The organism is Pseudomonas cichorii (assembly GCF_018343775.1).
Lineage (GTDB): Bacteria > Pseudomonadota > Gammaproteobacteria > Pseudomonadales > Pseudomonadaceae > Aquipseudomonas > Aquipseudomonas cichorii.
On sequence record NZ_CP074349.1, the window covers coordinates 5,573,928 to 5,596,625 of the forward strand.

26 protein-coding genes are annotated in these 22,698 nt (G+C 59.5%); 14 read left to right on the forward strand and 12 right to left on the reverse strand.

The genetic code is table 11. The features are described from left to right. Positions 1–148: 148 nt before the first annotated feature. Positions 149–559 carry an NINE protein gene (locus KGD89_RS24015; RefSeq protein ID WP_025262270.1) on the reverse strand — a complete coding sequence of 137 codons (411 nt, stop codon included), beginning with the start codon at positions 557–559 and terminating at the stop codon, positions 149–151. Between the two features lie 250 nt (positions 560–809). On the opposite strand from KGD89_RS24015, the gene KGD89_RS24020 reads away from it, so the two are divergent. Beyond that, positions 810–1,493: a C40 family peptidase gene (locus KGD89_RS24020; protein WP_025262271.1), complete on the forward strand. Its 684-nt coding sequence runs from the start codon at positions 810–812 to the stop codon at positions 1,491–1,493. Positions 1,494–1,528: 35 nt separating this feature from the next. Here the strand turns inward: KGD89_RS24020 and KGD89_RS24025 are convergent, their stop codons facing one another. Continuing rightward, the gene (locus KGD89_RS24025; RefSeq protein ID WP_025262272.1) at positions 1,529–2,563 is read right to left on the reverse strand and encodes a type IV pilus twitching motility protein PilT; all 1,035 of its coding nucleotides are present in this window, start codon (positions 2,561–2,563) and stop codon (positions 1,529–1,531) included. Between the two features lie 55 nt (positions 2,564–2,618). On the opposite strand from KGD89_RS24025, the gene KGD89_RS24030 reads away from it, so the two are divergent. The 9 genes from KGD89_RS24030 (at position 2,619) to KGD89_RS24070 (ending at position 9,262) form a co-directional block, all read left to right on the forward strand. Continuing rightward, the gene (locus tag KGD89_RS24030; RefSeq protein ID WP_025262273.1) at positions 2,619–3,305 is read left to right on the forward strand and encodes a YggS family pyridoxal phosphate-dependent enzyme; all 687 of its coding nucleotides are present in this window, start codon (positions 2,619–2,621) and stop codon (positions 3,303–3,305) included. 22 nt (positions 3,306–3,327) lie between these two features. Then, positions 3,328–4,146, forward strand: a complete 819-nt coding sequence (gene proC, locus KGD89_RS24035) for a pyrroline-5-carboxylate reductase (RefSeq protein WP_025262274.1) — start codon at positions 3,328–3,330, stop codon at positions 4,144–4,146. 26 nt (positions 4,147–4,172) lie between these two features. Then, positions 4,173–4,763 carry a YggT family protein gene (locus tag KGD89_RS24040; RefSeq protein ID WP_025262275.1) on the forward strand — a complete coding sequence of 197 codons (591 nt, stop codon included), beginning with the start codon at positions 4,173–4,175 and terminating at the stop codon, positions 4,761–4,763. 133 nt (positions 4,764–4,896) lie between these two features. After that, the gene (gene metX, locus KGD89_RS24045) at positions 4,897–6,036 is read left to right on the forward strand and encodes a homoserine O-succinyltransferase MetX (protein ID WP_025262276.1); all 1,140 of its coding nucleotides are present in this window, start codon (positions 4,897–4,899) and stop codon (positions 6,034–6,036) included. Positions 6,037–6,043: 7 nt separating this feature from the next. After that, positions 6,044–6,664, forward strand: a complete 621-nt coding sequence (metW, locus tag KGD89_RS24050; protein WP_025262277.1) for a methionine biosynthesis protein MetW — start codon at positions 6,044–6,046, stop codon at positions 6,662–6,664. 26 nt (positions 6,665–6,690) lie between these two features. Next, positions 6,691–7,125 carry a DUF4426 domain-containing protein gene (locus KGD89_RS24055; RefSeq protein ID WP_025262278.1) on the forward strand — a complete coding sequence of 145 codons (435 nt, stop codon included), beginning with the start codon at positions 6,691–6,693 and terminating at the stop codon, positions 7,123–7,125. Next, positions 7,122–7,718, forward strand: a complete 597-nt coding sequence (rdgB, locus tag KGD89_RS24060; protein ID WP_038400085.1) for an RdgB/HAM1 family non-canonical purine NTP pyrophosphatase — start codon at positions 7,122–7,124, stop codon at positions 7,716–7,718. Before KGD89_RS24055 ends, rdgB begins: the two co-directional genes overlap by 4 nt. Continuing rightward, positions 7,715–8,929 (forward strand): radical SAM family heme chaperone HemW, encoded by a 1,215-nt coding sequence (gene hemW, locus KGD89_RS24065; protein WP_025262280.1) that lies wholly within the window; start codon positions 7,715–7,717, stop codon positions 8,927–8,929. Before rdgB ends, hemW begins: the two co-directional genes overlap by 4 nt. A 9-nt stretch (positions 8,930–8,938) precedes the next feature. Then, the gene (locus KGD89_RS24070; protein ID WP_025262281.1) at positions 8,939–9,262 is read left to right on the forward strand and encodes a DUF3392 domain-containing protein; all 324 of its coding nucleotides are present in this window, start codon (positions 8,939–8,941) and stop codon (positions 9,260–9,262) included. A 66-nt stretch (positions 9,263–9,328) separates the two neighbouring features. Here the strand turns inward: KGD89_RS24070 and trmB are convergent, their stop codons facing one another. From trmB to KGD89_RS24090, 4 genes are all read right to left on the reverse strand, one after another. Continuing rightward, positions 9,329–9,976 carry a tRNA (guanosine(46)-N7)-methyltransferase TrmB gene (trmB, locus tag KGD89_RS24075; RefSeq protein WP_213149637.1) on the reverse strand — a complete coding sequence of 216 codons (648 nt, stop codon included), beginning with the start codon at positions 9,974–9,976 and terminating at the stop codon, positions 9,329–9,331. A 97-nt stretch (positions 9,977–10,073) separates the two neighbouring features. Continuing rightward, complete coding sequence (locus KGD89_RS24080) at positions 10,074–10,868, reverse strand: thiazole synthase (RefSeq protein ID WP_025262283.1); 795 nt, start codon at positions 10,866–10,868, stop codon at positions 10,074–10,076. Positions 10,869–10,915: 47 nt separating this feature from the next. After that, positions 10,916–11,116, reverse strand: a complete 201-nt coding sequence (thiS, locus tag KGD89_RS24085) for a sulfur carrier protein ThiS (protein WP_025262284.1) — start codon at positions 11,114–11,116, stop codon at positions 10,916–10,918. A gap of 99 nt (positions 11,117–11,215) precedes the next feature. Beyond that, positions 11,216–11,599 (reverse strand): DUF423 domain-containing protein, encoded by a 384-nt coding sequence (locus KGD89_RS24090; protein WP_025262285.1) that lies wholly within the window; start codon positions 11,597–11,599, stop codon positions 11,216–11,218. An 81-nt stretch (positions 11,600–11,680) separates the two neighbouring features. On the opposite strand from KGD89_RS24090, the gene mtgA reads away from it, so the two are divergent. Further along, positions 11,681–12,391, forward strand: coding sequence for a monofunctional biosynthetic peptidoglycan transglycosylase (gene mtgA, locus KGD89_RS24095; RefSeq protein WP_025262286.1), 711 nt, complete (start codon positions 11,681–11,683; stop codon positions 12,389–12,391). 99 nt (positions 12,392–12,490) lie between these two features. Here the strand turns inward: mtgA and rpoH are convergent, their stop codons facing one another. The 4 genes from rpoH to ftsY all read right to left on the reverse strand — a co-directional run bounded on the left by rpoH (position 12,491) and on the right by ftsY (position 16,630). Continuing rightward, positions 12,491–13,345, reverse strand: coding sequence for an RNA polymerase sigma factor RpoH (gene rpoH, locus KGD89_RS24100; RefSeq protein ID WP_025262287.1), 855 nt, complete (start codon positions 13,343–13,345; stop codon positions 12,491–12,493). 113 nt (positions 13,346–13,458) lie between these two features. Then, positions 13,459–14,490: a permease-like cell division protein FtsX gene (ftsX, locus tag KGD89_RS24105; RefSeq protein ID WP_025262288.1), complete on the reverse strand. Its 1,032-nt coding sequence runs from the start codon at positions 14,488–14,490 to the stop codon at positions 13,459–13,461. Next, on the reverse strand, positions 14,487–15,158 hold the full coding sequence (ftsE, locus tag KGD89_RS24110; RefSeq protein WP_025262289.1) for a cell division ATP-binding protein FtsE: 672 nt from the start codon (positions 15,156–15,158) through the stop codon (positions 14,487–14,489). The genes ftsX and ftsE overlap by 4 nt, the downstream gene beginning before the upstream one ends. Then, positions 15,155–16,630: a signal recognition particle-docking protein FtsY gene (gene ftsY / locus KGD89_RS24115; protein ID WP_025262290.1), complete on the reverse strand. Its 1,476-nt coding sequence runs from the start codon at positions 16,628–16,630 to the stop codon at positions 15,155–15,157. Before ftsY ends, ftsE begins: the two co-directional genes overlap by 4 nt. 255 nt (positions 16,631–16,885) lie before the next feature. On the opposite strand from ftsY, the gene KGD89_RS24120 reads away from it, so the two are divergent. The 3 genes from KGD89_RS24120 to rsmD are packed head-to-tail and all read left to right on the forward strand — an operon-like array spanning position 16,886 to position 20,318. Further along, a complete protein-coding gene (locus tag KGD89_RS24120; RefSeq protein ID WP_025262291.1) occupies positions 16,886–18,238 on the forward strand; it encodes a M16 family metallopeptidase in 1,353 nt (450 codons plus the stop codon). Next, positions 18,235–19,728 carry a M16 family metallopeptidase gene (locus tag KGD89_RS24125; RefSeq protein ID WP_025262292.1) on the forward strand — a complete coding sequence of 498 codons (1,494 nt, stop codon included), beginning with the start codon at positions 18,235–18,237 and terminating at the stop codon, positions 19,726–19,728. The genes KGD89_RS24120 and KGD89_RS24125 overlap by 4 nt, the downstream gene beginning before the upstream one ends. Further along, positions 19,728–20,318, forward strand: coding sequence for a 16S rRNA (guanine(966)-N(2))-methyltransferase RsmD (rsmD, locus tag KGD89_RS24130; RefSeq protein ID WP_025262293.1), 591 nt, complete (start codon positions 19,728–19,730; stop codon positions 20,316–20,318). Before KGD89_RS24125 ends, rsmD begins: the two co-directional genes overlap by 1 nt. A 108-nt stretch (positions 20,319–20,426) precedes the next feature. Here the strand turns inward: rsmD and KGD89_RS24135 are convergent, their stop codons facing one another. Both KGD89_RS24135 and KGD89_RS24140 read right to left on the reverse strand, forming a co-directional pair. Next, on the reverse strand, positions 20,427–21,695 hold the full coding sequence (locus KGD89_RS24135) for a malic enzyme-like NAD(P)-binding protein (protein WP_025262294.1): 1,269 nt from the start codon (positions 21,693–21,695) through the stop codon (positions 20,427–20,429). 185 nt (positions 21,696–21,880) lie between these two features. Beyond that, positions 21,881–22,684: a thermonuclease family protein gene (locus tag KGD89_RS24140; RefSeq protein WP_162883710.1), complete on the reverse strand. Its 804-nt coding sequence runs from the start codon at positions 22,682–22,684 to the stop codon at positions 21,881–21,883. Positions 22,685–22,698: the final 14 nt, after the last annotated feature.

Here is a 22,698-nt window from a genome sequence, read left to right on the forward strand (position 1 = left end):
CAAAAAACGCGTAAAAAACAAATTAGCGATACATATCAAATAATTAAAAAACAAACACCATCCTGTTAGAAAACAGCCATTACTTCAGAGAAAGTGCGCAAAAAGTTGCGCACCTACCCTAGCGGGCAATGGCTCTAAAAATCGCACATCATGCACGAGCCTGCTGCGCGTTCTTGATGGATATCTGGTTATTCATTGTCCAGAAGTCATAAAGCACGCCCAGCAGAAACAGCCCGCCTGTCAGCAGATAGATAAACCCGGTAATCCACTTGCCCTGATACATGCGGTGTACGCCGAAAATCCCCAGGAAGGTCAGCAGCAGCCACGCCACGTTGTAATCGGTCGAACCCTGGGTGAAGCGCAGGTCGGCTTCGCGATCCATGGACGGGATCAGAAACAGATCGATCAACCAGCCAACCCCCAACAAGCCGAAAGTGAAGAACCAGATAGTCCCGGTCACCGGCTTGCCATAGTAAAAACGATGCGCCCCCAGAAAGCCGACAATCCACAGCAGATACCCCAAAAGCTTGCTATGCGTATCCGGACGATAGCTGTTCATTTCTTACCTCTTTGAGCTGATAGAAAAAAATATGTGTGAGTTTTGTGACTTCCACGAGGTGTTCCGACGTATGGCAGTACGTCGCTAGTGGATGAGCCAACCCCTTGTCAGCAAAGGGATTGAGCCGAGAACCGAAAGAGTGTGTCGCACAAAACGTAACGATGCGAGTGTGATCGGGTCGACAAATGGGGTCGGATTTGATCGAAAAGCTGTTATAAAGTTGCGCGCTGACCACTATGAGCCTTGCAAAATGCGTCCCTTTTTCAAGACATGGCTAACCATTTGCCTTTTTATGCCTCTGGCCGCCCACGCCACCAACCGTGAGCAACAGCTTCCTGCGAGCTTCACCGGCTATACCGCCAAGAGCCACTTTTCTCCAGTCATCACGCCTCGCACTATCCCACTGGAAGCCTCTATCCCCCTAAAGTTTCAAAGTGCCACCGACACTCAGATACCGGCACCAAGAAAGAATTCAGCCAAGTCCGTCAAAGCTACCAAGGCCGTATCGACCACAAATGCCAAACAAGGCAATGCTGTCGTGAAGCGTGCCTTGCAAGCGGTCGGCACCCCTTATCGCTGGGGCGGCAACACGCCGGGCAAAGGTCTGGATTGCAGCGGGCTGGTGAAATACGCCTTCAATGATGTGCAGGAAGTCGATCTGCCCCGTACCTCCAATGCCATGGCTGAAGGCCATGGCCAGAAGGTCGATCGCAAGGATCTGAAGCCGGGCGACCTGCTGTTCTTCAACATCAAGAGCCGCAAGATCAACCATGTGGCCATCTACCTGGGCAATGATCGCTTCGTTCATGCACCCCGTCGTGGCAAGGCAGTGACTGTCGATACGCTTAAAAAGCCGTACTGGAACAGCCATTACAAGATCGCCAAGCGCGTTCTGCCCAAGCAGGCAGCGCCCATTCACCTCGCCCAGCGCTAACGCATGAAGGCCTGTCTCATCGACAGGCCCCTCAATCAGAAGTTATCAGGCACCTTGGCCCGCTCCCGCGCACTCTCGCGGGTAATCAGCCCTTTCTTCACCAGATCTGCCAGACACATATCCAGCGTCTGCATGCCCACCGATCCCCCCGTCTGGATGGCCGAGTACATCTGCGGCACCTTGTCTTCACGAATCAGGTTACGAATCGCGGGCGTGCCCATCATGATTTCGTGAGCTGCCACACGCCCACCCCCCACTTTCTTGAGCAGTGACTGCGAAACCACGGCATGCAGTGACTCGGAAAGCATGGAGCGGATCATGGATTTCTCCTCCGCCGGGAACACGTCGACCACGCGGTCGATGGTCTTGGCCGCCGAGGTGGTGTGCAAGGTGCCAAAGACCAGGTGGCCGGTTTCAGCGGCAGTCAGCGCCAGGCGAATGGTTTCCAGGTCGCGCAGCTCACCCACCAGAATCACGTCAGGGTCTTCACGCAGGGCCGAGCGCAAGGCCTCGGAAAAGCCCAGCGTATCGCGATGCACTTCACGCTGGTTGACCAGGCATTTCTTGGATTCGTGAACGAATTCGATAGGGTCTTCGATGGTCAGGATATGGTGATGCTTGTTGCAGTTCAGGTAATCGATCATCGCCGCCAGCGTGGTCGACTTGCCCGAACCGGTCGGCCCGGTCACCAGAATCAGGCCGCGAGGCACGTCGGTAATCTTGCGAAACACTTCCCCCATGCCCAGGTCTTCCATGCTCAGGATCTTGGAGGGAATGGTCCGGAATACCGCGCCTGCGCCACGGTTCTGATTGAAAGCGTTGACCCGAAAACGGGCGACACCCGGCACTTCAAAGGAAAAGTCGGTTTCCAGAGACTCCTCGAAAGCCTGACGCTGCTTGTCGTTCATGATGTCGTAGATCAGCGCCTTGACCTCCTTGGCATCCAGCGGCGGCAGGTTGATCCGCCGCACATCGCCGTCCACACGGATCATCGGCGGCAGCCCCGCAGAGAGGTGCAAGTCCGACGCGCCCTGTTTGGCACTGAAAGCCAGCAGCTCGGTAATATCCATACAGCTCCTCAATCACATAGAATGCCGCAGACTTTAGCCCTGCTGGCGCAAATCAATGTCCACGATAGCAGCGAACATTTCAACGCTCGAAGAACGAATTCGCGCAGCGGCACACGCAGCGCAACGCAACCCGTCCGCAATCGGCCTGCTGGCCGTCAGCAAGACCAAGCCGTCAGGCGACCTGCGTGAAGCCTTTGCCGCCGGCCTGCGCGATTTTGGCGAAAACTATTTGCAGGAAGCCCTGGGCAAACAGCAGGAATTGACCGACCTGCCCTTGTGTTGGCATTTCATCGGCCCCATTCAGTCGAACAAGACGCGCGCTATCGCCGAGAACTTCGCCTGGGTACATTCCGTGGATCGCCTGAAAATCGCCCAACGCCTGTCAGAGCAACGCCCCGAGCACCTTGAGCCGCTCAATATCTGCATTCAGGTCAATGTCAGCGGCGAGGCGAGCAAGTCAGGCTGTACGCCGCAGGACCTGCCAGCCCTGGCGGCAGCCATCAACGAACTGCCCCGACTAAAGTTGCGCGGGCTGATGGCGATTCCCGAACCCACAGATGACAGCGCCGAACAGAACGCTGCCTTTGCTGCTGTCCGTACACTGCAAGAACAACTGAACCTGCCACTGGACACACTTTCCATGGGTATGAGCCACGACCTGGAAGCCGCCATTGCCCAAGGCGCGACCTGGGTGCGGATCGGCACTGCCCTTTTTGGCGCCCGTGACTACGGCCAGCCATAACCCACAGACAAGGATCTCTTTCATGAGCAAGACTCGTATCGCCTTTGTCGGCGCCGGAAACATGGCAGCCAGCCTGATCGGCGGCTTGCGCGCCCAGGGCGTGGAAGCCGCACTGATCCGCGCCAGTGATCCGGGCGCCGAAACCCGGGAGCGCATCGCAACCGAGCACGGCATCACCGTGGTCGCCGACAACGCAGAAGCCATCGAAGGCGCGGATGTCGTGCTGCTGGCAGTAAAGCCGCAAATGATGAAAACCGTCTGCGAAGCCCTGCGCCCAAGCCTCAAGCCTCAACAACTGATAGTCTCCATTGCCGCAGGCATCACCTGCGCCAGCATGACCCAGTGGCTGGGCGAGTCGCCTATCGTGCGCTGCATGCCCAACACGCCAGCGTTGCTGCGCCAAGGCGTCAGCGGCCTGTATGCCACCGACAAGGTCAGCGCCGCACAACGCGAGCAGGCCGAACAATTGCTGTCGGCGGTGGGCATCGCGGTCTGGCTGGACGAAGAGAAACAACTGGATGCCGTGACCGCTGTCTCCGGTAGCGGCCCGGCGTATTTCTTTCTGATGATCGAGGCAATGACGGCGGCGGGCGTAAAACTGGGGCTGCCCGAAGACGTTGCCAAGAAGCTCACCCTGCAAACCGCTCTGGGTGCCGCGTTGATGGCAACCGGCAGTGATGTGGATGCCGCCGAATTGCGTCGCCGCGTGACCTCACCTGCCGGCACCACGGAAGCCGCCATCAAGGCGTTCCAGGCAGGCGGTTTTGAAGCACTGGTAGAAACGGCCCTCAGCGCCGCTGATAATCGTTCGGCAGAATTGGCCGAATTACTGGGTAAATAATTTTCCAGGCTTTCCGGAGCAGATCGATGATTGGATTGAACACCGCTGCAATTTACGTCCTGCAAACCATTGGCAGTCTTTATCTGCTGATCATCCTCTTGCGCTTCGTGCTGCAACTGGTACGGGCGAACTTCTACAACCCGCTGAGCCAGTTCACCGTAAAAGCCACGCAGCCATTGCTCAAACCTCTGCGCCGGGTCATTCCGAGCGTGTTCGGCCTGGACATGTCGTCGCTGGTACTGGCGATCATCGTGCAACTGATCCTCATGGCCCTGACCCTGCTGCTGAGCTACGGTACCACCGGTGACCCGCTGCACCTGCTGATCTGGGCGATCATTGGCGTGACGGCGCTGTTCCTGAAGATATTCTTCTTTGCCCTGATCATCAGCGTGATCCTGTCCTGGGTCGCACCGGGCAGCCACAACCCGGGCGCCGAACTGGTCAACCAGATCTGCGAGCCTGCACTGGCACCGTTCCGCAAGTTCCTGCCCAATCTGGGCGGCCTGGACCTGTCGCCGATCTTCGCCTTCCTGGCCCTCAAGCTGCTGGACATGCTGGTCATCAATAACCTGGCAGCCATGAGCATGATGCCGCAGGTTCTGCGCATGCTGATCTGACGTTTCTTTCGCGAATGAATTCGCCCCCACAGGATGTGCATGGGGGCGGATTCATCCGCGAAAAGATTTCCTCTGTTGCCGCTACCCCCCGCGATCTTTAGACTTACGCCTCATTCAAGCGAGAGCAGGGTCGATGCCCACGGTCTTTCCCCACGATTCTGTCGGTCTGGTCACACCACAACTGGCGCACTTCAGCGAACCCCTGGCACTGGCCTGCGGTCGTTCGTTGCCAGCCTACGACCTCATCTATGAAACCTACGGCCAGCTCAACGCTGCGCGCAGCAACGCCGTACTGATCTGTCACGCGCTGTCCGGGCACCATCACGCTGCGGGTTTCCACAGCACTGAAGACCGCAAGCCGGGCTGGTGGGACAGCTGCATCGGTCCCGGCAAGCCTATCGATACCAACAAGTTCTTCGTGGTCAGCCTGAACAACCTCGGCGGCTGCAACGGCTCGACAGGCCCCAGCAGCATCGACCCGGAAACCGGCAAGCCTTTCGGCGCCAATTTCCCTGTCGTGACCGTGGAAGACTGGGTCAACAGTCAGGCGCGTCTGGCGGACCTGCTGGGTATCGAGCAGTGGGCAGCCATTGTCGGCGGCAGCCTGGGCGGCATGCAGGCGCTGCAATGGACCATCAGCTACCCGGATCGCGTGCGTCATTGCCTGGCAATCGCGTCAGCACCCAAGCTGTCGGCACAGAACATCGCGTTCAACGAGGTGGCGCGTCAGGCGATTCTCACCGACCCTGAATTCCATGGTGGTTCCTTCCAGGAAATCGGCGTGATCCCCAAACGCGGCCTGATGCTGGCGCGCATGGTCGGGCACATCACTTACCTGTCGGATGACTCCATGGGCGAGAAGTTCGGCCGTGGCCTCAAGAGTGAAAAACTCAACTACGACTTCCATAGCGTGGAATTCCAGGTCGAAAGCTACCTGCGCTATCAGGGCGAAGAGTTTTCCGGTCGTTTCGATGCCAACACTTATCTGTTGATGACCAAGGCTCTGGACTACTTCGACCCGGCCGCGAACTTCAATGACAATCTGGCGCAGACCTTCGCCAGTGCCAAGGCGAAGTTCTGCGTGATGTCCTTCACCACCGACTGGCGTTTCTCTCCTGCCCGCTCGCGCGAACTGGTGGACGCCTTGATGGCGGCCCGCAAGGACGTCTGCTACCTGGAAATCGACGCGCCTCAAGGGCACGACGCCTTCCTGATCCCGATCCCGCGCTACCTGCAGGCTTTCGGTAACTACATGAACCGAATTTCGTTGTGAGGACGCCATGAGAGCCGATCTTGAGATCATCCAGGAATGGATTCCCGCTGGCAGCCGCGTGCTCGACCTGGGTTGCGGCGATGGCGAACTGCTGACCTGGTTGCGTGACAACAAGCAGGTCACCGGCTACGGCCTGGAAAACGACCCGGACAACATTGCCGAGTGCGTGGCCAAGGGCATCAACGTGATCGAGCAGGACCTGGACAAGGGCCTGGGCAACTTTGCCAGCAACAGCTTCGATATCGTGGTCATGACCCAGGCGCTGCAAGCCGTGCACTACCCGGACCGCATCCTCGACGAGATGCTGCGCGTCGGTCGTCAGTGCATCATCACCTTCCCGAACTTCGGCCACTGGCGCTGCCGCTGGTACCTGGCGAGCAAGGGCCGCATGCCAGTATCCGAGTTCCTGCCGTACACCTGGTACAACACGCCGAACATTCACTTCTGCACCTTTGAAGACTTTGAAGAGCTGTGCCGCGAGCGCGAGGCACAGGTGATCGACAGGCTTGCCGTCGATCAACAGCACCGCCATGGGTGGGCCAGCAAGCTATGGCCTAATCTGTTGGGTGAAATCGGCATTTACCGGGTCAGCAGCCCCGGCCTGCCGGAACATCAGGTCGCTGTCTGATTCACCGCTTCTGGAGGAGAACGAACATGAGTCGCCTGGCCATTTTCCTGCTGACTGCCTGTCTGGGCCTGCCTGCGCTGGCAGCCGATGCCATCAAGGGCGAGCGACAGGAAAGGTTCGGTGACACAACCGTTCACTACTCCACCTTCAACTCGACCTTCCTGCAGCCGGAAATCGCCAAAGGCGTCGAGCTGATCCGCAGCAAGAACCAGGGCGTGATCAATATTTCCGTGATCAAGGATGGCAAGCCACAGGCGGCACAGGTCAGCGGTACGGTCAAAGACCTGACCAGCGCCTCGATCCCCTTGAGATTCAAGCAGGTCACCGAACCCGGCGCGGTCTACTACATCGCGCAATACCCTGTACCGCTGCAGGAAAACCGGACCTTCGACATTCACGTCAAGACTGGCAGCGATACCCATCGCTTCAGTTTCAATCAAGAGCTTTTCCCAGGCCAATGATGAACCTCACGCAACTTGTATTGGCCAGCCACAACGGCGGCAAACTCAAAGAACTCCAGGCCATGCTGGGCGACAGCGTGCAACTGCGCTCCGTGGGCGAGTTCAGCCACGTCGAGCCGGAAGAAACCGGCCTGTCCTTCGTCGAGAACGCGATTCTCAAGGCCCGCAATGCCTCGCGCCTTTCCGGTCTGCCAGCACTGGCCGACGACTCGGGACTGGCGGTGGACTTTCTCGGTGGCGCACCGGGCATCTACTCGGCACGCTACGCCGACGGCAAGGGTGACGCGGCCAATAACGCCAAGCTGCTGGACGTTCTGAAAGACGTGCCAGACGAGCAACGCGGTGCGCAATTCGTCTGTGTGCTGGCACTGGTTCGCCATGCCGACGATCCCTTGCCGATCCTCTGCGAAGGCCTGTGGCACGGGCGCATCCTGCATGCGGCCAGCGGCGAACATGGCTTCGGTTACGATCCTCTGTTCTGGGTGCCCGAGCGCAACTGCTCCAGCGCCGAGCTGAGCCCGACGGAGAAAAACCAGCTCAGCCATCGCGCCCGCGCCATGGCCATACTGCGTCAGCGCCTGGGTCTGCAATGATCCACGATCCACCTGCGCAGCCCCTGTTTCTGGGTGAGGCTGGCTTTTCGTCCGAAAGCCCAAGGGCTGCCCTGCCGCAACTGCCACCGTTGTCGCTGTACATCCATATCCCGTGGTGCGTGCGCAAATGCCCGTACTGCGACTTCAACTCCCACACCGCAAGCCCGGTGCTGCCGGAGCAGGAATATGTCGATGCGCTGCTGGCAGACCTGGATCAGGACCTGCCTCACGTCCATGGCCGTGAACTGCGCTCGATCTTCTTTGGCGGCGGTACGCCGAGCCTGTTCAGCGCCGAAGCCTTGGGCCGGCTGCTGGCCGGTGTCGAGCAGCGCATCCCGTTTGCCAGCGACATCGAAATCACTCTGGAAGCCAACCCCGGCACTTTCGAGCAGGTCAAATTCAGCGCCTATCGCGGACTGGGCATCAACCGGCTGTCCATCGGCATCCAGAGTTTTCAGGAAGCCAAGCTCAAGGCGCTGGGGCGGATTCACAACAGTGACGAGGCCATTCGCGCCGCTGACATGGCGCGCATGGCCGGCTTCGACAACTTCAACCTGGACCTGATGCACGGCCTGCCAGATCAGTCTCAGGACGAAGCCTTGAACGACCTGCGCCAGGCTATCGCACTGGCACCGACGCATCTGTCCTGGTACCAGTTGACGCTGGAGCCCAACACCGTTTTCTGGAACCAGCCGCCAGTCCTGCCCGAAGACGACATCCTCTGGGATATTCAGGAAACGGGTCAGCAACTGCTGGCTGACAGCGGCTATGCGCAGTACGAAGTCTCGGCCTATGCCCAGCCCGGCAAGGCAGCACGGCATAACCTCAATTACTGGAGTTTCGGGGACTTCATCGGTATCGGTGCAGGTGCCCATGGCAAACTCAGCCATCCAGACGGCCGCATTGTGCGCACCTGGAAGACCCGGCTGCCCAAGGATTACCTCAATCCGAAAAAGCCGTTCCGGGCCGGCTCCAAGCTGTTGAGCGTCGAGGAATTGCCTTTTGAGTTCCTGATGAATGCGCTGCGCCTCACAAATGGTGTGGACGCTGCATTATTTCGCGAAAGAACAGGTCTAAGCGTCGATTCACTGGCCAGCGCCCGCCAGCAAGCCGAACGACGCGGCCTGCTGCAGGCCGACCCGACACGTCTGGTTGCGACCCCGCAAGGCCAGCTTTTTCTCAATGACTTGCTGCAATACTTTCTGACCTAAGGACCCTGCATGGATCTCATACTCGATCTGCTCGCCACCGTCTCGCGATGGAGTCGCAACAACCTGTCAGAAATTGCACTGGCACTTGTGGGCTGCCTGCTGGTGCTGTTCGGTTCGGACTTCAAGGTGTGGATCGAACAGCGCATCAGCAGCATGACAGGTGCATTGCGCATCCCGCTTCTGGCCCTGCTGTGCACTATCGGCAGTGGTCTGGCGCTGATCTATGCCACGCCATGGGTGGTGCGCGGCCTGAGCCAGTTCAACAACTACAGCCTGGCGCCGGTCTTGTTGGTGGTACTGGTGTTGATCGGTGTGATTGCGGATCGTAAATAGTTTTTCTTCGCGAATGAATTCGCCCCCACATCAGTCTGTGGAAGCGAATTCATTCGCGAACCGGTTTTAAGCCAGCTTCTCGAACTTCAGATCCCACACACCATGCCCCAAGCGCTCACCACGGCGCTCGAACTTGGTGATCGGACGCTCGGCCGGGCGCGGAACATACTGGTTGTCTGCTGCCTGATTGCGATAACCAGGCGCAGCACTCATCACTTCCAGCATGTATTCAGCGTACGGGCCCCAGTCGGTAGCCATGTGGAACACGCCACCGACCTTCAACTTGCTGCGCACCAGTGCCGCAAACTCGGGCTGCACAATGCGGCGCTTGTGGTGACGGCTCTTGTGCCATGGGTCCGGGAAGAACAGCATCAGACGATCAAGGCTGTTATCGGCGATGCAGCGGTTCAGCACTTCGATGGCATCGCAATCGTAGACCCGAATGTTGGTCAGGCCTTGAGTCAGCGCGCCATTGAGCAACGCGCCCACACCCGGCGAATGCACTTCGACACCGATAAAGTCGTGCTCGGGCGCAGCCGCCGCCATTTCCAGCAGCGAGTGGCCCATGCCGAAACCGATTTCCAGAGTGCGCGGCGCTGAACGGCCAAACACCTGATCGAAATCCACCGGGGCGTCAGTCAACTGCAACCCGAACTTCGGCAGACCTTGATCCAGACCGCGCTGCTGGCCTTCGGTCATGCGACCGGCGCGCATCACGAAGCTCTTGATGCGGCGGTGATGGCGCTCTTCGCCTTCTTCGGTAGCAGGCGACTCTGGGTGTGGAACGTGCGAATCAGTCATCAACGGGCTCTTACTTGATCAGGCCATCCAGCGGCGAAGATGCGCTGGCATAGAGTTTTCTTGGCATACGCCCGGCGAGGTACGCCAGACGACCGGCAATTACAGCGTGCTTCATGGCCTCGGCCATCATGACCGGCTGCTGAGCGTGGGCGATGGCCGAGTTCATCAGCACGGCTTCGCAACCCAGCTCCATGGCGATGGTTGCGTCGGAGGCAGTACCGACACCGGCATCCACCAGCACGGGCACCTTGGTTTCTTCCAGGATGATCTGCAGGTTGTACGGGTTGCAGATTCCCAGACCGCTACCGATCAGGCCGGCCAGCGGCATGATGGCGATGCAGCCGATTTCCGCCAGTTGACGGGCGATGATCGGGTCGTCGCTGGTGTAGACCATCACGTCGAAACCGTCCTTGACCAGCACTTCGGCAGCCTTGAGGGTTTCGATCACGTTGGGGAACAGGGTTTTCTGGTCTGCCAGCACTTCCAGCTTCACCAGATTGCGCCCGTCGAGCAGTTCGCGGGCCAGACGGCAGGTACGCACCGCTTCGACAGCATCGAAGCAGCCCGCCGTGTTGGGCAGAATGGTGTAGCGGTCCGGCGGCAGGACGTCCAGCAGGTTCGGCTCGCCCGGGTTCTGGCCCAGGTTCGTACGCCGCACGGCTACCGTGACGATTTCAGCCCCCGAGGCTTCGATGGCCAGGCGGGTCTGTTCCATATCCGCGTACTTGCCGGTGCCTACCAGCAGACGCGACTCAAAGGTCCGACCGGCCAGGATGAATGGCTTGTCGCTGCGAACATTGCTCATCGGAAATCCTCTTTAACTCGCACAAGGGGGTCATTGCTGTGCCGGGGCTAGCCGCCGCCGATGGCATGGACCACTTCGACCTGATCGCCTTCGCGCAGGACTGTGGATTCATGCTGGCTGCGGGGCACGATATCCAGGTTCAGCTCGACGGCTACCCGGCGTCCGGCAAGATCCAGACGAGCCAACAACGCCGCGACGGTTTCACCGTCGGGCACTTCAAAGGATTCACCGTTCAACTGAATGTGCATGCGCGATAGCAGCCATCATTTTAGGGGCCAGCATTCTAGCCCGATCAGCCGGTATGACCAAGGCAAAGCCGAGCCATTCGTCTCAAGCGCGACTGGTGTTCACTGGGATACGCCACCCAGACGCCAGGCCGCAATGCCCAGGGTCAGCCAACCGATCAGGAAAGCCAGACCGCCGAACGGCGTCACGATCCCCAGTTTGCCGATGCCGCTGAGGGTCAGCGCATACAGGCTGCCGGAAAACAGCACGATGCCGATGGCAAAGGAAAAGCCGGCCCAGGTGACCAATCGACCGGGAATCTGGGCCGCGAGTACAGCCACGCCCAGCAAGGCCAGCGCATGCACCAGTTGGTAAAGCACACCGGTGTGAAAAATCGCCAGATACTCGGGGCTCAGGCGACCTTTGAGGCCGTGGGCAGCGAATGCGCCGAGGGCTACGCCGGTAAAACCGAAAAAGGCAGCAAGCATCAAGAAGCTACGAAGCATCAAGGATCTCCAGTCAAAAATCGTCCAATGGCGCACGGTCTGTATAATGGCCCGCTCAACGGGTTCGGCCAAGCCATCTCTATGCTGCGTTTTCTCTTGCATCGTGTCGCCAAAATCCTGCTGTGGTTCGCAGCGGGCAGTTTCGTTCTCGTTCTTGTCCTGCGCTGGGTGCCACCACCGGGTACGGCGCTGATGATCGAGCGCAAGATTGAATCATGGGTCGATGGCGAGCCCATTGACCTGCAGCGCTCCTGGCAGCCGTGGAACAAGATTTCCGACAATCTGAAAATCGCGGTCATTGCCGGTGAAGACCAGAAGTTCGCCGAGCACTGGGGTTTTGATATCAGCGCCATTCAGGCGGCGATCCTGCACAACGAGCGCGGCGGTTCGATACGCGGGGCCAGCACCCTGAGCCAGCAGGTTTCAAAGAACCTGTTTCTGTGGTCGGGCCGCAGCTATCTGCGCAAGGCGCTGGAAGCCTGGTTCACGGCCCTGATCGAGCTGCTTTGGTCAAAGGAACGCATTCTTGAGGTGTACCTCAACAGCGTCGAGTGGGATGAAGGCGTATTCGGCGCACAGGCTGCCGCGCAGCATCACTTCGGCATCAACGCCAGCGCCCTGTCGACGCAACAGGCCAGCTACCTGGCCGCCGTACTGCCCAACCCGCGCCAATGGAGCGCCAGCCACCCCAGTAGCTATGTCTCACGTCGCGCAGGCTGGATTCGTCAGCAGATGCGTCAGTTGGGTGGGGATGGGTATCTGGCGGGGTTGAACAGTAGTCGCAAACTGTGACTGACTGTCTTCGCGAATGAATTTGCTCCTACGGCAGGAACAAATTCATTCGCGAAATAGATACAAAAACGCCCTGAGGTTATCAGGGCGTTTTGCGTATTACGCGGCTATCGAGGTCTTGAGCTTGTTCATCGCGCTCTTCTCGAGCTGGCGAATACGCTCGGCGGAGACGTTGTACTTCTGCGCCAGATCGTGCAGCGTGGCTTTTTCTTCTGCCAGCCAGCGCTGGTAGAGGATGTCGCGACTACGCTCGTCCAGTACATCCAGGGCCTGATGCAGATTGGCCGTGGAGTTGTCGCTCCAGTCGGAATCTTCCAACTGACGCGCAGGATCGTAACGATGGTCTTCCAGGTAGTTGGCCGGCGACTGGAATGCGCTGTCGTCATCGGCTTCCGACGCCGGATCGAACGCCATGTCCTGGCCGGTCAGGCGGCTTTCCATCTCGCGGACTTCACGAGGCTCAACACCAAGGCTTTCGGCCACGCGATGCACTTCATCGTTGTTCAGCCATGCCAGACGCTTTTTCTGGCTGCGCAGGTTGAAGAACAGTTTGCGCTGCGCCTTGGTCGTGGCGACCTTGACGATACGCCAGTTGCGCAGGATGAACTCGTGGATTTCCGCCTTGATCCAGTGCACGGCAAACGACACCAGACGCACACCCATTTCCGGGTTGAAGCGCTTTACAGCCTTCATCAGGCCAACGTTGCCTTCCTGGATCAGGTCGGACTGTGCCAGACCGTAACCCGAATAGCTGCGTGCGATGTGTACAACGAAACGCAGGTGGGCGAGGACCATCTGACGAGCCGCATCCAGATCCTGTTCATAGTAGAGACTCTCAGCCAGTTCACGCTCCTGCTCAGGCGTCAGCAAGGGAATGCTGTTCACCGTGTGCACGTAAGCCTCCAGGTTCGCACCCGGGACTAAGGCATATGCAGGTTGCAAAGAAGTGGTCATACGGGAAAAACCTCCAACTCATGACTCGTGCAGTTCAGCACTGCGAAAATTGACCGGGAACCGCTAGACAAGTTCCCTCCGCTGAAAAGTCAATGGGTTAAACAAAATTCACTTTAACGTGGCGCCAGCTCTCGCAAATGGCGGGCGACCGCAATCCAAGCACCGATATACCCTAACAAGACCGCTCCAAGCAAGAGCGACAGACCATCGGCCAACGGAACACCCGCCAGCGCGAAGTCGCTCCCGTACAGGCCAGCCAGCCCGACGACCGAGTCATTCAGCCAGTTCAGGCCGAACGCCAGCACGCCCCAGGACAGGAAACCCGCCCCAAAACCATACAGCGCGCCCATATAAAGGAAAGGCCTGCGCACATAGCTGTCTGTACCGCCGACCAGTTTGATGACTTCGATCTCGGTACGACGGTTTTCAATATGCAGACGGATGGTGTTACCGATCACCAGCAGCAAAGCGGAAACCAGCAAGACCGTCAAGCCGAAGACAAAACGGTCACCCAGCTTGAGAATCGCCGCCAGACGCTCCACCCAGACCAGATCGAGCTGAGCCTGCTCCACTTTAGGCAGTTCGGCCAGTCGGGCACGCAGGGCTTCAAGTGCCGGCTTGTCGACTTCCGTCGGCGTTACAAGCACCACACCCGGCAACGGGTTCTGTGGCAATTCCTTGAGCGCCTCACCCAGCCCGGACTGCTGCTGGAACTCGCCCAGAGCCTGCTCGCTGCTGATGTACTCGGCTTCGGCAACGCCGGGCATGGCCTTGATTTCGTCACGCAAACGGGCACCATCCGCCGCATTGGCGTTCAGGTGCATGTAGATCGAGATCTGCGCCGCACGCTGCCAGGAACCGCCCAGGCGCTCGACATTGTTCAGCAGCAATGACAGCCCCATGGGCAGGCTCAGGGCAATCGCCATCACCAGACAGGTGAAGAAACTGCCGATTGGCTGCTTGCCAAGACGGCGCAGGCTGTCGAGCAGGCTGGAGCGATGGCTTTCCAGCCAAGCCGCCAGCAGGGTGTTGAAGTCCGGACCGTCATCATCGTGATCCTGGCGCTTCTTCTGTTTCTGGGGTTCTGGATCTGCGGCCTTTGGCGCGACGCGATCCGAAACCTTGGGGCTGCGAGTGGCACTCATGCTCCGGCCTCCCCGTCACCGATCAGACGACCGCGTTGCAAAGTCAGCATGCGATGACGCATACGTGCGATCAGTGCCAGATCGTGACTGGCGATCAATACACTGGTGCCCAGCCGGTTGATATCTTCAAACACGCCCATGATTTCAGCAGCCAATCGTGGGTCGAGGTTACCGGTGGGTTCATCGGCCAGTAGCAAGGCCGGGCGATGCACGATGGCACGGGCAATACCGACGCGCTGTTGCTGACCGGTGGACAGGTCGCCGGGATACAGCTCGCCCTTGTCGGACAAGGCTACGCGCTCCAGCGCCGAATCCACACGCTTGGCGATATCGACCTTGGACAGCCCCAGGATCTGCAAGGGGAGTGCGATGTTGTTGAAAACGGTGCGGTCGAACAACAACTGGTGGTTCTGGAACACCACACCAATCTGACGCCGCAGGAACGGGATCTGGGCGTTGCTGATCTGCCCGAGATCCTGACCGGCCAACATCAATTTGCCAGTTGTCGGGCGCTCCATGGCCAGCAACAGGCGCAGCAAGGTGCTTTTACCGGCGCCGGAATGGCCGGTAACGAACAGGAACTCACCGCGACGTACTCGAAAGCTCAGTTCATGCAATCCGACATGTCCATTCGGATAACGCTTACCGACCTGCTCGAAACGAATCATGTACGCTCCCGCTCCGCAAACAGAGCCTGGACAAAGGGTTCGGCTTCGAAGGTACGCAAATCGTCGATACCCTCGCCCACGCCGATATAACGGATTGGCAGGCCGAACTGTTTGGCCAAGGCGAAGATCACACCGCCTTTTGCCGTGCCATCGAGTTTAGTGAGCGCCAAGCCGGTCAGGGAGACCGTCTGGTTGAATTGCTTGGCCTGATTGATTGCGTTCTGACCGGTGCCGGCGTCCAGTACGAGCAGAACTTCGTGAGGCGCTTCGGTATCCAGCTTGCCGATCACCCGGCGAACCTTTTTCAGTTCTTCCATCAGGTTGTCTTTGGTGTGCAGACGACCTGCGGTGTCAGCGATCAGCACATCGACGCCACGGGCCTTGGCGGCCTGCACGGCATCGAAGATAACCGAGGCCGAGTCGGCACCGGTGTGCTGGGCGATGACCGGTATCTGGTTGCGCTCGCCCCAGACCTGCAATTGCTCGACCGCTGCGGCACGGAAGGTATCCCCCGCCGCCAGCATGACTTTCTTGCCTTCGAGCTGCAGCTTCTTGGCCAGCTTGCCGATGGTCGTGGTCTTGCCCGCGCCATTGACGCCCACCACCAGAATCACGAATGGCTTGTGCTCGGCCTTGATGACCAGAGGCTGCTCGACAGGCTTGAGCATCGCCGCCAGTTCGCCTTGCAGCGAGGTGTACAGTGCCTGAGCGTCGGTCAACTGCTTGCGCGCAACCTTCTGGGTCAGGCTCTGGATAATCACAGAGGTGGCTTCGACACCCACGTCTGCGGTCAGCAGGCGGGTTTCGATTTCCTCCAGCAGATCATCGTCGATGGCCTTTTTGCCCAGGAACAGGCTTGCCATGCCTTCGCCAATGCTGGCGCTGGTTTTCGACAGCCCCTGCTTGAGGCGGGCGAAGAAGCCCGCCTTGGGGGCCTCGGCCACTACAGGGTCGACTGGAACTGGCGCGGCTTCGGCAACAGGCTCGGCGACCGGTGCGGCAACAGGAGCAACCGGCTGCTCCACCACAGGAGCGGCAACCGGCGTTACCACTGCAACGGGCTCAGGCTCAGGCACAACGACTGGCGCAGCTTCAGGCAGCGAAGCAGGCTCGATCACAGGCTCGGGAGCCACATGCACCTGCTGCGCAATCGGCGGCGTGACATGGACATCACGCTCATCGGTGAAGGCCACGGGCTCTTCAGCCACCGGCAAGGTCAGCCAGGGCTGCGGAGCCGGCTCTCCCGGCTGCACATGCCCATGAGGCTCTGGCGCGGCGGCTTCGTGTGAAGGTTCAGGGGCGCGTGGCGGCTCGACAGGCGGCGTCGCGTCGGTAACCGGCTCGGTCTGGGCTGTGGATAACTCTGGCGCAGGTTCTACGGCTTCCTGCGGCTTTTTACGCAGCCATCCGAACAGGCCTTTCTTTTCTCCAGCCGCGGCTGGGGTCTTCTTGTCGTCGTTGGAACCAAACATGGAGGACGGCTATCTCAAGGTAGCGAAACGCCATGAAGCGCTTCGGAAAATTCTGACATGTTACCAAGACTGCTTTTAGGGCTGCTTGTTCATTAGGCCGTCTTGATTGGCCTGATGTTTAACCGCGATTTGAACAGGTTTCACTCGCACTTGGCTAATGAAGGCTGTTTCTGTCGCAAACGGATCAGTATCCTAACACCCCCGCGCCCGCCGACGCTAAGTTCAAGCGGGCAGTCCTACAGGTTCAAATTACGAATGAATGCTCTAGCCCGCCGCGCCGCTGGCCTGCTGCTCAGCACGATTTGTCTGCCCCTGACAGCATTGGCCGCCGATCCACAGCCTACTCATGAGTTCACCCTGGGCAATGGCCTGAAAGTCATCGTCCGCGAAGACCATCGCGCACCGGTGGTCGTTTCCCAGATCTGGTACAAGGTCGGCTCCAGCTACGAGACGCCGGGCCAGACCGGTCTGTCCCACGCGCTTGAGCACATGATGTTCAAAGGCAGCAGCAAGACAGGTCCTGGCGAATCCTCATTGATCCTGCGGGATCTGGGCGCCGAAGAGAACGCCTTCACCAGCGACGACTACACCGCCTACTATCAGGTGCTGGCCCGCGACCGCCTGAGCGTGGCCCTGGAGCTGGAGGCCGATCGCATGGCCACCCTGAAGCTGCCGGCAGACGAATTCAGCCGCGAAATCGAAGTCATCAAGGAAGAGCGCCGCCTGCGCACCGATGACAAGCCCATGAGCAAGGTGTTCGAGCGCTTCAAGGCCATGGCCTACCCGGCCAGCGGCTATCACACGCCGACCATCGGCTGGATGAAAGACCTGGACCGCATGCAGATCGAGGATCTGCGTCACTGGTACCAATCCTGGTACACCCCGAACAACGCCACGCTGGTGGTGGTCGGCGATGTACAGCCTGACGAAGTCAAAGCCCTGGCCGAGCGCTTTTTCGGCTCGATCCCGCGCCGCGATGTGCCGCCAGCGAAAAAACCGCTGGAACTGGCAGAGCCAGGCGAACGCCGCATCAGCATGCACGTCAAGACTCAGCAGCCAAGCCTGCTTTTCGGCTTCAACGTGCCGAGCCTGAGCACTGCTGAGGACCAGCGCTCTATCAATGCCCTGCGCCTGATCTCCGCTCTGCTCGACGGCGGCTACAGCGCACGCATCCCGACCCGTCTGGAGCGTGGCGAAGAGTTGGTATCCAACGCATCGTCCATGTACAACGCCTTCGTGCGCGGCGACAGCCTGTTCATGATCAGCGCGACCCCCAATGTGCAGAAGAAAAAAACCCTGGCCGATGTCGAGGCTGGCATCTGGCGCCTGCTCAATGACCTGAAAACCAAGGCACCGTCGGCCGAAGAGCTGGAGCGCGTGCGGGCCCAGGTGATTGCCGGCGTGGTCTACGAGCGCGATTCGATCACCAGCCAGGCCACCACCATCGGCCAGCTGGAAACCGTCGGCCTTTCCTGGAAGCTGATCGACGAAGAGCTGGCTGCCCTGCAAAGCGTGACCCCTGAAGACATTCAGAAAGCCGCCAACACCTATTTCACCCGTGAACGCCTCAGCGTTGCACACGCTCTGCCTGAGGAGAAAGCCAAATGATCAAGCGCAATACTCCCCGTCACGCCTTGCTGGGCCTGGCCCTGAGCGTTTCGCTCGGCGCATTCGTTGCCCAGCCGGCTCTGGCAGACAACGCAGCCGGCAGCGATACCACGCCAGCCCCTGCGCAACTGGGCAGCCAGTTGCAGACTCTCAAGGAGCTGGACGGCAAGACCCCAGCCCGTCGCACGCTGAACATCCAGACCTGGAACACCGCCGAAGGCGCCAAGGTGCTGTTCGTCGAGTCCCGCGAACTGCCGATGTTCGACCTGCGCCTGATCTTCGCCGCAGGCAGCAGCCAGGACAAAGCCTCGCCCGGCATCGCACTGCTGACCAACGCCATGCTCAATGAAGGCGTCAAGGGCAAGGATGTCAGCGCCATCGCCCAGGGTTTTGAAGGCCTGGGTGCCGATTTCGGCAACGGTTCCTACCGCGACATGGCCGTGGCTTCGCTGCGCAGCCTCAGCGCCACTGACAAACGCGAGCCGGCTTTGAAGCTGTTCGGCGAGGTCGTGGGCAAACCCACTTTCCCTGCCGACTCGCTGGCCCGCATCAAGAACCAGTTGCTCTCCAGTTTCGAGCAGAAAAAGCAGAACCCGGGCGCCATTGCCGGTCAGGAACTGTTCAAGAAACTGTACGGTGACCATCCTTACGCACACCCAAGTGACGGCGATGCCAAAAGCATCAACGCTATCACCCTCGCCCAGCTCAAGGCCTTTCATGCCAAGGGCTATGCGGCTGGCAATGCGGTCATCGCACTAGTCGGCGACCTGTCACGGGACGAAGCGCAAGCCATCGCCGCACAGGTCTCGGCGTCGCTGCCAAAAGGCCCGGCACTGCCGAAGATCGCCAAGGCTGTCGAACCCAAGCCTGCAAGCACGCATATCGAGTTCCCCTCCAACCAGACTCACCTGATGCTGGCGCAGATCGGTATCGATCGTAACGACCCGGACTACGCGGCACTGAGCATCGGCAACTCGATCCTGGGCGGTGGCGGTTTCGGCAGTCGCTTGATGACTGAAGTCCGCGAAAAGCGCGGCCTGACCTACGGCGTGTCGTCCGGGTTCTCCCCGATGCAGGCGCTGGGGCCTTTCACGATCGGCCTGCAAACCCGCGCAGACATGAGCGAGAACACCCTGAAACTGGTCCAGGACATCGTGCGTGACTTCCTCGCCAATGGCCCGACCCAGAAAGAACTCGACGACGTCAAACGCGAGCTGACCGGCAGCTTCCCGCTGACCGCCGCCAACAACTCCGCGATTGTCGGCCAGTTGGGCTCCATCGGTTTCTATGACCTGCCGCTGACCTTTCTTGAGGACTACATGACTCAGGCCCAGAGCGTGACGGTCGATCAGGTCAAGACCGCCATGAACAAACACCTGAGCGCCGACAAGATGGTGATCGTCACGGTTGGCCCGACAGTGCCACAAAAGCCGCTGCCGCCGCCCACCGACAAACCCGTTCAACGACCTACAGGGGTTCCGGAGCACTAATGGCCAATCCACGTCCGAAGACCCATAACGGCCTGGGCCAACTTCGCATCATCGGGGGAGAATGGGGCAGCCGTCGCCTGACCTTCCCCGACGCACCCGGCTTGCGCCCGACACCCGATCGCGTGCGCGAAACCCTGTTCAACTGGCTGTCGCCCTATATCGCGGGCGCCAAGGTGCTGGATGTCTTCACCGGCAGCGGTGCGTTGTACTTCGAAGCCCTGTCGCGTGGTGCCAGCATGGGCCTGGCGCTGGACAGCAACGCTGCCGCCATCGCCAGCCTGCGCCAGAACCTGAACCTGCTGAACTGCACGACAGGCCAGATTGCCCAGACCGACGCCCTGCGCCATCTGGAAACAGCCGTGGCAACGCCGTTCGACGTCGTTTTCCTCGACCCGCCTTTCCACCAGGGCCTGCTGGCCTCGGCCTGCGCCCTGCTTGAATCCCGCGGCTGGCTGGCAGAAAACGCCTGGATCTACACCGAAAGCGAAAACGCGCCCTCCACCACCGGCCTGCCGGGCAACTGGAGACTGCACCGCGAGAAAAAGGCTGGACAGGTTCATTATGCGTTGTGGGAGAGGGAGGGGGGTTAAGCCCCCTCCTCAGCGGCAAGCTATAAGCTGCAAGAGAGGCTTGAGGCTTTTAACTTGCCGCTTCCACAAAAAAACCGGCCAAAAGGCCGGTTTTTTGTGGAACTGCAATCAACCCTTGAAAACATCATCCACGCTGGTCAGCGGGTAGTGCTTCGGATACGGCTGGGTAGCAACGCCGCTCTCGATGGCAGCCTTGGCCACTGCATCGGAGATCAGGCCCAGCAGGCGAGCGTCCATTGGTTTCGGAATGATGTACTCACGACCGAATTCCAGCTTGATGCCGCCGTAGGCGTCGCTGACTTCCTGAGGAACAGGCAGCTTGGCCAGTTCGCGCAGGGCGTTGGCAGCAGCGATTTTCATTTCTTCGTTGATACGCTTGGCGCGAACGTCCAGAGCACCACGGAAGATGAACGGGAAGCCCAGCACGTTGTTGACCTGGTTCGGGTAGTCGGAACGACCGGTCGCCATGATCACATCGTCACGGGTAGCGTGAGCCAGCTCTGGGGAGATTTCCGGATCAGGGTTCGAGCAAGCGAACACGATCGGGTCCTTGGCCATCAGCTTCAGGTTTTCAGCGCTCAGCAGGTTAGGACCGGACAAGCCAACGAACACGTCAGCGCCATCCAGAGCTTCGCTCAGGGTGCGCTTTTCGGTCGCGTGGGCGAACACAGCCTTGTACTGGTTCAGGTCGGTACGGCCGGAGTGAACCACGCCAGTACGGTCAACCATGAAGATGTTCTCGATCTTCGCGCCCATGCTCACCAGCAGCTTCATGCAGGAGATGGCAGCAGCGCCAGCGCCCAGGCAGACGATCTTGGCGGTATCCAGGCTTTTGCCCACGATTTCCAGAGCGTTGATCATGCCGGCTGCGGTCACGATGGCGGTGCCGTGCTGGTCATCATGGAAAACCGGGATGTCGCACTGTTCGATCAGGGCCTTTTCGATTTCAAAGCACTCGGGTGCCTTGATGTCTTCCAGGTTGATGCCACCGAAAGTGATGGAGATGCGTTTTACAGTGTCGATGAAAGCTTGCGGGCTTTCGGAATCGACTTCGATATCGAAAACGTCGATACCGGCGAAACGCTTGAACAGAACCCCTTTACCTTCCATGACCGGTTTGGAAGCCAATGGGCCCAGATCGCCGAGGCCCAGGATCGCGGTGCCATCGGAAATAACTGCTACCAGGTTGCCTTTGCCGGTGTACTTGTAGGCAAGTTCAGGATCACGGGCAATTTCACGCACAGGTTCAGCAACGCCAGGGCTGTAGGCCAGGGACAGGTCACGAGCAGTTGCGGTCGGCTTGGTGAGTTCGACGCTCAATTTACCAGGACGTGGATTGGCATGGTATTCGAGCGCGGCAGTTTTCAAATCTGACATTTAGGGATTCCGCTTTTTTTACTGTGGGACAGACGGACCGCCGAGGATACGCAAGATGCATAGTCCTAACAAGACTGACCAGTCACTGCTGTCAATAGGCGCAGGTATAGACTTTACGCTTAGAGGCCCGGAACAGAAAACTGCGGACCACTGATCAGTAAAAAGCCGGATTCGGGCAATGAATGCTAGCGACTCGACAAGCTCAGCATGACCGGATGGGTAATCGGCATCATCCAGCGCGCCTGTCCTGACTCTAGACCACCGCGCCGGGAACGGTCCACCACCCAGCCGCGCGCCTCGATCTGCTTGCCTTTGAGGCGATCAAGCAGGCTGGAATCGAACAGAGGAATCTGCTTGGGAGCGATGCGCAATACCACAGAGTCCGACAGCTCGATCCAGATACCGCCGCGATTGCGCTGCACCCCCTGAACCTGTCCGGAAACCAGGGCAAAGCCGCCTTTGTCGATCTGCCCTGCTGGCTGGACCTGTGCATTACGCCAGACGCCCAATCCGGCCTGACGCGCCTTGAGTTCGGCGCTTTTCTGGCAATCGACCAGCGCCACGTTGGGCGCAACCGCCACCAGATAACCCAGGCCTTCGCCCAGCATCTGTGCTTCGAGATTGGCGCCGTTGCGGCCATAGACATTGGCCAGCGTACGACCGTAATGGTCCTGTGCCTGCTCACCGACCCGCAGACTGACCTGACCACCGCTTTCATCCACCAGCGCCTGCAGGCGGCGCTGGGCGGCCACGGCAAAAGGCTCGGCGGACTGGCCGTTCTTGCCGGTTTCGGGGGTATTGAGGCCGATCATCCGCACATTGCGTCCGTCGGCAAGCCGCAAGGTGTCGCCATCCACCACCCGTTGCACCTGGGCGACCGGGAGCCCTTGAGGTGCAGGGCAGAAAGCCTGGGCACCGGATGACCATATCGCGGCCATAAAAAAGGCACCCACGAGGGGTGCCTTTTCAAGCTGCCTGGAGTAGCGCAAAAGCCAGCCCAGAG